The organism is Rhizobium sp. SG_E_25_P2 (genome assembly GCF_029892285.1).
Lineage (GTDB): Bacteria > Pseudomonadota > Alphaproteobacteria > Rhizobiales > Rhizobiaceae > Rhizobium_E.
Genome location: NZ_JARXVM010000001.1, coordinates 688,159 through 700,654, shown reverse-complemented (window position 1 = coordinate 700,654; position 12,496 = coordinate 688,159). Strand labels below are relative to the sequence as shown.

The 12,496-nt window shown below is 60.6% G+C and carries 15 protein-coding genes; 12 read left to right on the top strand and 3 right to left on the bottom strand.

The features are described 5' to 3' along the window. Positions 1 to 72: 72 nt before the first annotated feature. On the bottom strand, positions 73 to 435 hold the full coding sequence (locus M2360_RS03325) for a YraN family protein (protein ID WP_280772936.1): 363 nt from the start codon (positions 433 to 435) through the stop codon (positions 73 to 75). Further along, entirely contained in the window at positions 432 to 1,301 is an 870-nt protein-coding gene (gene rsmI, locus M2360_RS03320) for a 16S rRNA (cytidine(1402)-2'-O)-methyltransferase (protein WP_280773081.1), read from the bottom strand. The genes M2360_RS03325 and rsmI overlap by 4 nt, the downstream gene beginning before the upstream one ends. Before the next feature lie 225 nt (positions 1,302 to 1,526). Here rsmI and dnaN point away from each other — a divergent pair, with 225 nt between their 5' ends. From dnaN to M2360_RS03285, 7 genes are all read left to right on the top strand, one after another. Then, a complete protein-coding gene (dnaN, locus tag M2360_RS03315) occupies positions 1,527 to 2,645 on the top strand; it encodes a DNA polymerase III subunit beta (RefSeq protein WP_280772935.1) in 1,119 nt (372 codons plus the stop codon). Between the two features lie 98 nt (positions 2,646 to 2,743). Beyond that, a complete protein-coding gene (gene pmtA / locus M2360_RS03310) occupies positions 2,744 to 3,340 on the top strand; it encodes a phospholipid N-methyltransferase PmtA (protein WP_280772934.1) in 597 nt (198 codons plus the stop codon). Next, positions 3,340 to 3,936 (top strand): histidine phosphatase family protein, encoded by a 597-nt coding sequence (locus tag M2360_RS03305; protein WP_280772933.1) that lies wholly within the window; start codon positions 3,340 to 3,342, stop codon positions 3,934 to 3,936. The genes pmtA and M2360_RS03305 overlap by 1 nt, the downstream gene beginning before the upstream one ends. Before the next feature lie 84 nt (positions 3,937 to 4,020). Continuing rightward, positions 4,021 to 4,713, top strand: a complete 693-nt coding sequence (gene pyrF, locus M2360_RS03300; RefSeq protein ID WP_280772932.1) for an orotidine-5'-phosphate decarboxylase — start codon at positions 4,021 to 4,023, stop codon at positions 4,711 to 4,713. A gap of 37 nt (positions 4,714 to 4,750) precedes the next feature. Beyond that, entirely contained in the window at positions 4,751 to 5,041 is a 291-nt protein-coding gene (locus M2360_RS03295; RefSeq protein ID WP_137155275.1) for a DUF1330 domain-containing protein, read from the top strand. Between the two features lie 71 nt (positions 5,042 to 5,112). Then, complete coding sequence (locus tag M2360_RS03290; RefSeq protein WP_280772931.1) at positions 5,113 to 6,093, top strand: complex I NDUFA9 subunit family protein; 981 nt, start codon at positions 5,113 to 5,115, stop codon at positions 6,091 to 6,093. A gap of 321 nt (positions 6,094 to 6,414) precedes the next feature. After that, the gene (locus M2360_RS03285; RefSeq protein WP_280772930.1) at positions 6,415 to 6,573 is read left to right on the top strand and encodes a hypothetical protein; all 159 of its coding nucleotides are present in this window, start codon (positions 6,415 to 6,417) and stop codon (positions 6,571 to 6,573) included. A gap of 95 nt (positions 6,574 to 6,668) precedes the next feature. Here the strand turns inward: M2360_RS03285 and M2360_RS03280 are convergent, their stop codons facing one another. Beyond that, positions 6,669 to 7,475: an undecaprenyl-diphosphate phosphatase gene (locus M2360_RS03280; RefSeq protein ID WP_280772929.1), complete on the bottom strand. Its 807-nt coding sequence runs from the start codon at positions 7,473 to 7,475 to the stop codon at positions 6,669 to 6,671. A gap of 263 nt (positions 7,476 to 7,738) precedes the next feature. Between M2360_RS03280 and M2360_RS03275 the strand changes: the two genes are divergently transcribed. From M2360_RS03275 to M2360_RS03255, 5 genes are all read left to right on the top strand, one after another. Next, positions 7,739 to 8,431, top strand: coding sequence for a glutathione S-transferase family protein (locus M2360_RS03275; RefSeq protein ID WP_280772928.1), 693 nt, complete (start codon positions 7,739 to 7,741; stop codon positions 8,429 to 8,431). A 1-nt stretch (position 8,432) separates the two neighbouring features. Beyond that, on the top strand, positions 8,433 to 9,578 hold the full coding sequence (gene queG, locus M2360_RS03270) for a tRNA epoxyqueuosine(34) reductase QueG (protein WP_280772927.1): 1,146 nt from the start codon (positions 8,433 to 8,435) through the stop codon (positions 9,576 to 9,578). Further along, positions 9,575 to 10,441: an SDR family oxidoreductase gene (locus tag M2360_RS03265; protein WP_280772926.1), complete on the top strand. Its 867-nt coding sequence runs from the start codon at positions 9,575 to 9,577 to the stop codon at positions 10,439 to 10,441. Before queG ends, M2360_RS03265 begins: the two co-directional genes overlap by 4 nt. Positions 10,442 to 10,760: 319 nt before the next feature. Beyond that, entirely contained in the window at positions 10,761 to 11,126 is a 366-nt protein-coding gene (locus tag M2360_RS03260; RefSeq protein WP_280772925.1) for a septal ring lytic transglycosylase RlpA family protein, read from the top strand. Positions 11,127 to 11,206: 80 nt separating this feature from the next. Next, entirely contained in the window at positions 11,207 to 12,496 is a 1,290-nt protein-coding gene (locus tag M2360_RS03255) for an RsmB/NOP family class I SAM-dependent RNA methyltransferase (protein WP_280772924.1), read from the top strand.

Here is a 12,496-nt window from a genome sequence, read left to right as displayed (position 1 = left end):
TTCTGGGACTGCACTAGTGGTTTCCAATGACAGCGCGGTTACGCTTTTGTGACAGCTTGTTGACGTTAACCGTTAGAAATAGCTGATAAAATGAGTAGGCCAACGCCAGGGTCTAATGATGACCACATCATAGCGGACGCCGAGATGGCCGGCATGCCGTTGCCGTGAAAGCCAGATGTCGCTGGCGCGGCGGATCCGCTCCTGGGCGTCGGCGGTGACGGCGTTCAATCCGTCCTCCACCGAGGCTCGCGCCTTCACTTCAATAAAAATGGCCATGTCTTTTTTGCGTGCGACGATGTCGATCTCGCCTGAGCGCGTCTTGTAGCGCATCGCCATGATCCGATAGCCTTTCGCGATCAGATAGAAAGCGGCGAGATGTTCGGCGACATGGCCGCGAAGGAAGGCGCGCTGGCGATCCCTCGGCGGCGGCGTCATCCCCGCTCTTCCTTAAGTTCCAGCAGGCGCTGATAGAGATCCTTACGCGGAAGGCCGGTTTCTCGCGCAGCTTCGGCGGCTGCCTTGGCGGCGGGCATGGAGACGGCGAGTTCTCTCAGATAGACGTCGAGCGCTTCGCCTTCGGGCGCGGCTTCCGCTTCCGGCGGCGCAATGGCGAGCACGATCTCGCCTTTGACATTCTCCTGGCCGTCGTAGAACTGCGCGAGTTCGCCGAGGCTGCCGCGCCGAAATTCCTCATAGGTCTTGGTGAGTTCCCGGCACACGCAAGCCTGCCGGGTTTCCCCGAGCACGAGCGCGGCGTCGGCGAGAGAGGCTGCGATGCGATGCGGCGATTCGAACAGGATCAGCGTGCCCGGTACAGTGGCGATCTCCTTGAACCGCTCGCGCCTGGCTTTTTCTTTCTGCGGCAAAAATCCGCCGAAGAAAAACGAATCGTTCGGCAGGCCAGCCGCCGACAATGCGGTGATCACAGAGGAGGGCCCGGGAATGGGGATGGCTTTCCGCCCCGCCTCGACCACGCTTTGCACCAGCCGGAAACCCGGATCCGACACCAGGGGCGTGCCGGCGTCCGAAATCAGCGCCACGGATTTCCCCGCCTCGATTTCGGCCAGCAGACGACGGCCGGCCTCCGTCGCATTGTGTTCATGATAGGGATAGGGCCTGCGGCTTATGCCATAGCGTTCCAGCAGCACCCGGCTCACGCGGGTGTCTTCCGCCGCGATGATATCGGCCGCCGCCAGCGTCTCCAGCGCGCGAAGGGTGATGTCGCCAAGATTGCCGATCGGGGTGGCCACCAGATAGAGGCCCGGCTCGAGCGGACGCGCCGGGATCTCATGCGTGCGAATGCGGAATTTCCGGTCGCCTGAGGGCGCCTCGCTGTCGTCGTCGTCCAAGTCATGCTCCGGAAGTGAATGAAGTCAGGTCTTTATGAGCCGGGGGCGGATCATGTGCAAGGCGCGTTTTTCGGATCGAAAGCACTTGCAATATTGCAGCGCTTTCTGCCATTTTGCCCGTCCGCGCGGGGGCGGGCGACGCCGGAACGGCCGGCAAGAACAAAAAACGGTAGGATCATGCGTATCACACTCGAGCGTTCCAATCTCCTGAAATCCCTGGGACACGTCCATCGCGTGGTGGAGCGTCGCAACACGATCCCGATCCTGTCCAACGTGCTTCTGAAAGCGGAAGGCGCGTCGCTGGCCATGAAGGCGACCGATCTCGATCTCGAAATCACCGAAGCCGCGCCGGCGCTGACTGAACAGGCGGGCGCCACCACGGTGCCAGCCCATCTTCTCTATGAAATCGTCCGCAAGCTTCCCGACGGTTCGGAAGTCTCGCTCAGCACCTCGGCCGATGGCGCGACCATGACCGTCGCCTCGGGACGGTCGAAATTCTCGCTGCAATGCCTGCCGGAAAACGATTTTCCGGATCTGACCGCCGGGACTTTCGCCAACGCCTTCACCATCAAGGCCGCTGATCTCAAGATGCTGATCGAGCGAACCCAATTCGCCATCTCCACCGAAGAGACGCGCTATTACCTGAACGGCATCTTCCTGCACACAGTGGAAACGGAAGGCGCGCTCAAGCTGCGCGCCGTCGCCACTGACGGTCACCGCCTGGCCCGCGCTGATATCGAAGCGCCGTCAGGCTCGGAAGGCATGCCGGGCATCATCGTGCCGCGCAAGACCGTCGGCGAAATCCAGAAGCTGATCGAAAATCCCGACGCCGAAATCCGTTTTGAGGTTTCCGACGCCAAGATCCGCCTGTCCTTCGGCGAGATCGTGCTGACCTCCAAGCTGATCGACGGCACCTTCCCCGATTACCAGCGCGTCATTCCCTCGGGCAATGACAAGGAAATGCGGGTGGATTGCGCGACTTTCGCCAGCGCCGTCGATCGCGTGTCGACTATTTCCTCCGAGCGCGGCCGCGCAGTGAAGCTGGCGCTCACCGAAGGACAGATGGTTCTGACGGTGAACAACCCCGATTCCGGCAGCGCCACGGAAGAACTCGCCATTTCCTATGATGGCGATCCGCTCGAGATCGGCTTCAATGCCCGCTATCTGCTCGACATTACCGGCCAGCTCGGCGGCGACGACGCCGTGTTCAAGCTCGCCGATCCAGGCTCGCCGACCATCATTCTCGATTCCACCGGAGCCGACGCGCTCTACGTGCTGATGCCGATGCGAGTCTGACACATCCGGAATATTTCCGATGCGTTAACCATATGCCCCTTGTCTCTTGCGCCGCGCCGCTTCACATATCGGTCAACGACCATGAAGGGCGCAGGCGCATGCATCGACTGAAGACACGATTCGCCGAGAAATTCGACGACGAGATCCGCTTCATCAAGGGAATGATGTCGCGCCCAAGGACGGTCGGGGCGATTGCGCCGACCTCATCGCGCACCGCACGGGCCATGGCGGATGTGATCGACGTGAGTTCACGGCTGCCGGTTCTCGAACTCGGCCCCGGCACCGGCGTCATCACCCGCGCCATTCTCCAGCACGGCGTCGAGCCGTCCCGGATCTTCTCCATCGAATATTCCGAGGACTTCCTCAGCCATCTCAGAATGAAATATCCCGGCGTCAACTTTCTGCATGGCGACGCGTTCGACGTGTTCAACGCCTTGCCGGCCCATGCCGGTCGGCAATTCGATTGCGTGATCTCGGGCATTCCGCTGCTTAATTTCCCAATGGAGGCGCGTATTCAGCTGATCGAAGATCTCCTCGATCTTGTGCCGCGCGGCCGGCCTGTGGTGCAATTCTCCTATGGGCCTGTGTCCCCCGTGGTCGCCAAGCCCGAAAGCTATCGCATCAAACATCATCATTTCATCGTGCGGAATCTGCCGCCGGCGCAAATCTGGCACTATTACCGCCCCGTGTCCTGATGTTCGGGGTCTATCTCTCCCATCCCCAGGTGAATATCGATCCTGCCGTTCCCGTGCCGAACTGGGGATTGTCCGAGATCGGTCGCATCCGCGCAGAACGGGCGGCCGCAGCGCCATGGGTGGGTGCGATCCGCCGAATCATCGCCAGCGACGAGACAAAAGCAGTCGAGACTGCGCGGATCTTCGCCGCTGCCGCAGGAGTTCCCGTCGAAATCGTCGAGGGAATGGGTGAAAATGACCGCAGCGCCATGGGCTTCCTGCCGCCGCCAGAGTTTGAGAAGGCCGCAGACTGGTTCTTCGCTCATCCGGACGACAGTTTTCACGGCTGGGAGCGCGCCGTGGACGCGCAAACGCGGATCGTCTCTGCGGTCAAGGCGGCGCTCGCCGGGTGGCCTGTCGATCGTCCCGTCGTCTTTATCGGCCATGGCGGCGTCGGAACGCTGCTGAAATGCTGGCTTCGCGGCTTGCCGATCAGTCGGACGCAGGACCAGAAAGGCGGCGGCGGCAATCTTTTCGCGTTTCGCCTCGATGATCTTGCTCTCATGGCGGACTGGACGCCCATGGAAGATTGGGCCGGCCCCGACGTAAGCGGTTGATTTCGACCTCGCGACTGCCGTCCTGTCTTGCGGCTGAGCCTTGCTCGTGGCACTTGTGCCGCAACGCGAAAAGGAGAGGCTGAAATGTCGGCGAAGGACAGGCTGATCGTCGGGCTCGATGTGCCCAATGTGCAGGAAGCGGATCGAATCGTCGCCAAGCTCGGCGCGACAGTCTCTTTTTACAAAATCGGCTATCAACTGGCTTTCGCCGGTGGGCTTGAGTTTGCGCGCGAACTCGCCCGCGACGGCAAGAAGGTCTTTCTCGACATGAAGCTGCTCGACATCGACAATACGGTGGCGAGCGCGGTCGAGAACATCGCCAAGATGGGCATGAGCATGCTGACGCTGCATGCCTATCCCAAGGCCATGAGGGCGGCGGTGGAGGCGGCCAGGGGTTCGGATCTGTGCCTGCTCGGCGTCACCGTTCTCACCTCCATGGATGAAGCCGACCTGATCGAGGCCGGTTACGAATATGATCCGCACACGCTCGTGCTGCGCCGGGCAGAACAGGCGCGCCGCGCCGGCATGGGCGGCATCGTCTGCTCGGCGGAGGAGGCGAAGGCGGTGCGCAAGGTGGTCGGTCCCGAGCTTGCCGTGGTCACCCCCGGCATCCGCCCCGCAGGCGCCGACAAAGGCGACCAGAAACGGGTGATGACGCCCGCCGACGCCATCCGCGCCGGAGCCTCGCATCTGGTGGTCGCCCGGCCGATCGTCAAGGCGTCAGAACCGCTGGCTGCGGCAAAGGCGATCCTTGCCGAGATGGACGCCGTGCTCTAACACAGATTGCAGTCTGTCCAGCAAGGTGGAGGCCCCTATGGCAAAAGGTTATTGGATCGCCCGCGTCGATATCCGGGATCCCGAGCGCTATAAGGATTATGTCGCCACCGCAAAGCCTGCCTTCGAGGAATATGGCGCGGTGTTCCTGGCGCGCGGCGGCGACTATCGTCGACTGGAAGGTCAGGTTCGCGCCCGCAATGTGGTGATAGAGTTTCCCTCGCTGCAGGCCGCCTATGATTGTTACCATTCCGCCCAATACCAGAAGGCCGCCGCGATCCGCCAGGAAGTGGCGGACGCCGAAATGGTGATCGTCGAAGGCGTAGCCTGAACTAACAACTTCATTTCGCGCGTCGATTCGGGTATGACCGGCCAAAAGGCGCCGAATTTCAGGAGATCAAGATGACGCTGTCGAATTTGCCGAAACTCGTGACTGTGTTTGGCGGATCGGGTTTCGTGGGCCGGCATGTCGTTCGCGCGCTGGCGCGCCGCGGCTACCGCATCCGTGTGGCGGTTCGCCGCCCTGATCTGGCGCTGTTCTTACAGCCGCTCGGCAATGTCGGCCAGATCTCCTTCGTGCAGGCCAATCTGCGCTATCGCAATTCCGTCGACGCTGCCATCAAGGGCGCTGATCACGTGGTCAATTGTGTCGGACTTCTGTTCGAGCAGGGCCGCAACAGCTTCGACGCAGTTCAGGAATTCGGCGCTCGCGCCGTGGCTGAATCTGCCCGCGCCACGGGCGCTGGCCTTACCCATATTTCCGCCATTGGCGCCGACGTGAATTCGACCTCGGCCTATGCGCGTTCCAAGGGGCGCGCCGAGCAGTACATCCTGCAGACCAAGCCCGACGCGGTGATCCTGCGTCCGTCCGTGGTGTTTGGACCCGAAGACCAGTTTTACAATAAATTCGCCGACATGGCCCGTATCGCCCCCTTCCTGCCGCTGGTGGGCGGCGGCAAGACCAAGTTCCAGCCGGTGTTCGTCGATGACGTCGCCGAGGCCGTGGCGCGTTCGGTCGATGGACTCGTCGCAGGCGGCAAGATCTATGAACTCGGCGGCGCCGAAGTCGTGAGCTTCAAGGACATCCTCGATGATATTCTGCGCGTCACCTGTCGCAACAAGCCTCTGGTCAGCATCCCATTCGGCGTCGCGTCCTTGCTCGGTTCGGTCGCTTCGCTCGTGCCCTTCATCACCCCGCCGATCACCGCCGACCAGGTGACGTTGCTCAAGAAGGACAATGTGGTGTCCGAGGCCGCGATCAAGGAAGGCCGCACGTTGGAGGGACTGGCGATCAAGCCGACGCTCGCCGCCTCAATTCTGCCGACCTATCTTGCCCGTTACCGCCCGGAAGGACAGTTCACTCAGCCTGGCGCGGCCGCCTGAACCACAAAATCTTAACAAATCGTAAAGCGGCTCCAGCAAGGTGGGGCCGTTTTTCTATGTGCTTTATTGTGTGATGGCTTGTTCTTTGTGCATTGCATACGATCCATTAACTAGAAGCTGACATTTTTAGGTGAAGTGTATCTTTGCATCTTGCCTATAGGCGGGAGTTGCCCAAAAGTCGCACAGGGCGGTTAGTTTTATTAAACATCGGTAAAGCCATTCGCTCGTTATTGATTGCACCGACGCAACTGATTAGAAGCCGCTCAGATGCGTCAGAGACACGGCGGCTCCGCCAGTTCTGCAAACTTTTTTGAGGAAATTATGGGCAAATCGATCGCATTGTTCTTTGCGTCTGCGGCGCTTGTCATTCTTGCCGGTTCCTTCATGGCGCCGCATACCGATGCGGCCGACAAGAACCGTTGCGCGCCCGCCTATGGCGTGGATCCCTGCGCTGTGACGGGCGCAATTCCCGCCCATTGATCTCTGGTCATGAAAAAGGACGCCGACGGCGTCCTTTTTCACATGATATCCGTTCTGCCTGAAGGCCGGCTCTACGCCGGCCTTTCGCATTCCGGTCAGCCCTGCAGATAGAGACCGATCAGGCTCGCTGTTCCCACGATGATTCGCCACCAGGCGAACGGGGCATAGCCCCGCCGGGAGACGAACGCCAGCAGCGAGCGCACCACGACAAGACCGCTGATGAAAGCCGCGACGAAGCCTACGGCGATATTCGTGACGTCGTCGAGGTTGAGATCGTTGCGGTACTTGATCAGATCGAGTGTGAAGGCTCCGACCATGGTCGGCATGGCAAGAAAGAATGAAAACTCCGCCGCCGAACGCTTGTCGGTTCCCATCAACAGCGCGCCGACAATGGTCGCGCCGGAGCGGGATGTGCCCGGGATCATCGCGAGGCACTGGCAGATGCCGATCTTGAACGCCAGCGGCAACGGATAATTCATCGCGTCGAAATAGCGCGGCTGGAACTTCATCTTGTCGACCGCGAGCAGGATGACGCCGCCGATGATCAGCACATAGCTGATCAGCACCGGCTCTTCGAACAGCACTTTCTTGATGAAGTCATGCGCAATCGCGCCGATGACCGCAGCCGGCAGGAAGCCGACCAGAATCGACAGGACGAACCAGCGCGACCGCTCCGACGAATGCAGCGTCATCGCCACATCGAACAGCTTGCGGAAATAGACGAGCAGGATCGCGAGAATCGCGCCAAGCTGGATGAGGACTGGGAATGTGTTGCCCGTGCTCTTGAATCCGAGAAAATGGCTCGCGAGAAGAAGATGGGCGGTGGACGACACCGGGATGAATTCCGTCGCGCCCTCGAGAAGCCCGAGAATGAACGCGCTGAAAATGGACTGACTTTCCATATGAGCCTCGTGACATGCCTGTCTTGTTGTCGGTCGATAGACCGGGTTTTCTCATCAATTTATTAAAGATCGCCGCAGTTTTGCCTCGGGATTGTCGATTTATTTACCGGGTTTCAGCGCGGCATCACGACTTTGCCCCAAATCAGCCATAGGCCGCTTGACGATTCCCAGCGCCTTGCGCACCTGTATCTAATTGGCGCATCAGGCGAAGCGGCGTGGTGTGCCCACCGCCAGGCCTGTCCTCTTATAAGTCGGTTCAACCCATGCCCGTCCTCTATCATCATCCGATGTCGACCGCCTCGCGATTCATTCGCCTTATCTTCTCCGAATATGGCGTCCAGGCGGATATGATTGAGGAATCAGTGTGGGAAAAGCGCAAGGATTTTCTGGCGCTCAATCCGGCCGGGCAATTGCCGGTTTTCGTCGATGACAATATGCGGGCACTGTGCGGGGCGACGATTATTTCGGAGTTTCTCGACGAGACCAGCGGCGTGCTGAAGCGCGATCGCCGCCTGCTCGCCGAAGATCCGTTCCAGCGCGCCGAAATCCGCCGGCTGACCGAATGGTTTCTCAACAAGATGGAGCAGGACGTGACGCGTCCTCTCGCGCGCGAGCGCGTCTTCAAATTGTTCATGACGCCCGATCAGGGCGGCGGCGCGCCCGATTCCAAGATTCTGCGCACATCGCGCAACAATATTCGCCAGCATATGCGCTATCTCGCCTGGCTCGCGGGTTCGCGAACCTGGCTTGCCGGCGAAAGACTGACCTATGCGGATCTGGCCGCGGCCGCAGCGATTTCCGTTCTCGACTATCTCGGTGAAATAGACTGGAACGAATGGCCCCAGGTCAAGGACTGGTATCAGCGCATCAAGTCTCGTCCCGGATTCAGGCCCCTGCTCAGCGATCGTATTCGCGGCGTGACGCCGGTGTCGCACTACGCCGACCTGGATTTCTGACATGCCGGGCGCGGCGGGCCGCGGCGGCGACATCCGCAAGCGCGCCGAATGGGTCAAGGCGGTCGCTCTCGACGCCGGCTTCGACGTCTGCCGCATCACGGGACCTGACGATCTTGACGTCGCGCGCGCCGATCTCGCGCATTACATCGACGCCGGCTATCACGGAACCATGGCCTGGATGCCCGAAACCCAAGCGCGGCGCGGCGATCCCCGCATTCTCTGGCCCGACGTCCGATCCATTATCATGCTCGGCATGAATTACGGACCCGAAAGCGACCCACGCGACAATCTCACCCGGCCCGAAATCGGCAACATCTCCGTCTATGCCCGCCATCGCGATTATCACGACGTGATCAAAGGCAAGCTCAAGGAAATCGCCCAGAAGTTCGCCGCCCGGACGAACGCCGAGGTCAAGGTGTTCGTCGACACGGCGCCGGTGATGGAGAAGCCTCTGGCGGCCAAGGCGGGACTGGGATGGCAGGGCAAGCACACCAATCTCGTCAGCCGCGACTATGGTTCCTGGCTGTTCCTCGGCAGTATCTTCACTGCCGCCGACCTGGCCGTCGATCCGCCCGAGCGCGATCATTGCGGCTCCTGTCGCGCCTGCCTCGACGCCTGCCCGACCGGGGCTTTTCCGGCGCCCTACCAGATCGACGCGCGGCGATGCGTGTCCTATCTCACCATCGAGCATAAGGGACCGATCGACTGGGAGATCCGGCCGCTGATCGGCAACCGTATCTATGGCTGCGACGATTGCCTCGCCGCCTGCCCCTGGAACAAATTCGCCGAAGTGGCGCGGGAGCAAAAGCTGCGGGCGCGCGAGGATCTCGGCGCTCCACCTCTTACTGATCTCCTGGGGCTCGATGATGCGCGGTTCCGAACGCTTTTTTCCGGTTCGCCGGTCAAGCGCATCGGACGCAACAGGTTCATCCGGAACTGTCTGATCGCCGCCGGCAATTCCGGTGAAGCGGCGCTCGCCGAACTCTGTCGCCCCTTGCTGTCGGACGAGGCGGCGGAGGTGCGCGGCATGGCGATCTGGGCGCTGCGGCGTCTGGGACGCCTGACGGACGACGACAAGGCCCGTGCGCAAGGCGAGCCGGATGACTATGTAAGACAGGAATGGAAAAAAGCGGGATTATTGCCATGACGATGACGATTTTGGGTGCGGGTTTTTCAGGCAAGGCGATCGGCGCGCTCGCAAGCGCGCGTTTCCCCGTCTATGGCACCACGCGGAGCCAGCAGAAATTCGCCGCGCTTGAAAGCGCCGGTATTCGGCCGCTGCTGTTTGACGGTGAGAGGATTTCGGACGACCTTGCAGTGGCGCTGTCTGAGACCACGGCGCTCGTGCAGTCCATTTCTCCCGATAAGCATGGCGATGGGTTTCTTCGGCTGATTCCCTCACTGAAAGCGGTGATGCCGCGCCTGCAATGGGTCGGCTATCTCTCGACGATCGGGGTCTATGGCGACCATAAAGGCGAATGGGTGGACGAAAGCGCTGCGCCGACCCCGCTGTCGAACCGCTCCCGGGAGCGTGTGCTCGCCGAAAATCAATGGATCGACGCCGGCGCCGTCGATGCGATCCCGGTCGCCTTGTTGCGTCTGTCGGGCATCTATGGGCCGGGCCGCAATCCTTTCGTCAATCTAGACAATGGAACGGCGCGACGTCTGGTCAAGAAGGATCAGGTCTTCAATCGTATCCGGGTGGAGGATATCGCCCGGGCTAGCCTGTTCCTGATGGACCGAAAGTCCGGCGGCGCCTTCAACGTCACGGACCATATGCCTTCCCCGTCCCAGGACGTGGTGGCCTATGCCGCGCAGTTGATGGGCGTTGCGATTCCCCCTGACATCGCCTTTGAGACGGCGGAATTGAGCCCTATGCAGCGGTCGTTCTACGGAGAAAACAAGCGCGTCGGCAACGCCAGAATTCGAGAGCTCGGTTTTGAATTCCTCTACCAGGACTACCTGATTTCGATGGATCAACTTTGGAAAGATGGGGTCTGGCGCGGTTGAAATGTGGCGATTATGTGGCAATCGCGTTTATTGGAATATAAATATCGTGATAAAAATTAGTGAAGATATGATTAAATGCGATTTTCAGCGCTCTTTCTGTGAGCAAAAGGCTGATTTGACTGGTGCGGCGCGGTCCGCTGCTTACGGACTGAATCTACTAGACTCTCATTCCAGGGTTGTGGAAGGGATTCCCGTTTTGACGCAGTGTGTGCTCCGTTAATATTTCAATTGTAACATTCCGTGAAGACAATAAGCACGTTTTTGCCTCTTTTTGCCAAAAGAAGGTCATCCCCAGGAATAAACGTCTTGGGAAGTCAGAATGTTCGAAAAAAAATCTCGTCACGCCATCACACTGGCCGCAGTGGTGTCCGCATTCGCAATTGGGCAGACCCCGGTTCAAGCTAAAGATGGTTGTGGCGGAGCCTCCTGGTATGCGCTGCATTCCCGCACCGCATCCGGCGAACGCATGAACCCGTCCAAACTCACCGCCGCTCATCGCAACCTGCCTTTCGGCGCCAAGGTGAAAGTGACCAATCGCAACAATGGACGCGCGGTCGTCGTCCGCATCAATGATCGCGGCCCCTTCATTCGCGGTCGCGTTCTCGATCTGTCCCGGGCGGCTGCGCATGAGATCGGCATGGTCCGCTCCGGCACAGCCAAGATCTGTTTCGAAGTCATCGGCTGATCCCTCGCATTCGCGCCGCCCTCACGCTTGCTCTTCGGGCCATTCGCGGGTACCACCCCCGCAAACAAGGAGATGATGCAATGCGGCTGGGCGGACGCCTTTCGGGGGCGATCGAAGTGTTGAGCGATATCGAAACGCGCCGTCGACCGGTTGCCGATGCGCTCAAGGATTGGGGACTTTCCCGCCGGTTCGCCGGCTCTGGCGATCGGGCTGCTGTCGGCAACATCGTCTATGACGCGCTTCGCAAGAAGTTGTCGCATGCCTGGCTGATGGATGACGCCTCTCCCGAAGCCCTCGCTTACGCGGTGATGCTGCGGCAATGGGGATATGACACGGTCGGTCTTGCTCGCGAATTCGATGGCGACAAATTCGCGCCGGCCCCCTTGTCCGATGACTGTCTGGCCGCCTATTCCACCCGTCTGTTGGATGACGCGCCTGATTTTGTGCGCGGCGATATCCCGGAATGGGTGGTCGAACATTTCCAGAGCAATTTTGGCGAGGATTGGCTGAAAGAGGCGCAGGCGCTGGCGGAACGGCCGACGCTCGATCTTCGCGCCAATACGCTGAAGGCCTCCCGCGACAAGGTCGTGCGAGCTCTTGAGCAAGCCCAGGCGGGGCCCTCGGCGATCGCCCGCTTTGGCGTGCGCATTGCCGCAGGCGAGGGGCCGTCGCGGCTGCCCAATGTCACCGCGGAACTGTCCTTCCAGAAAGGTTGGTTCGAGGTTCAGGACGAAGGATCGCAGATCGTCGCCGATCTTATCCTGGCGCGCGAAGGCGAGCAGATCCTCGATTATTGCGCCGGCGGCGGCGGCAAGACGCTCAGCCTTTCGGCGGCCATGGGCAATCGCGGCCAGGTCCACGCGTTCGATGCCGACCGGAAGCGCCTCGCGCCGATCATCGAGCGCCTTCGCCGCGCAGGCGCCCGCAATGTACAGGTTCACGAACACGAAAAAGCCATGACGTCGATCCTGGGCAAATGCGATCGCGTGTTGGTCGATGCGCCCTGCACCGGCACGGGCACATGGAGGCGACGTCCAGACACCAAATGGCGGCTGACGCCCAAAAATCTCGAAGAGCGGCTGAGCCAGCAGCGCGACGCGCTCGCCAAAGCCAGCGCCTATGTGCGATCCGGCGGCGTGTTGTGCTACGTCACCTGTTCGATCCTGCCCGAGGAAAACCAGCGCCAGGTCGAGGATTTCTTGAAGGCCTATCCCAATTTCGCGCTCGTTTCCGCGCTTGACGGCTGGAATTCGCTCTATGGCGCCGCTGCCCGCCGTCCGCATTCTGCCGATGGCTTATCGGTGACGTTGACGCCGGCGTCGACCGACACCGACGGCTTCTATTTCGCGATGATGCGTCGCAACGCCTGA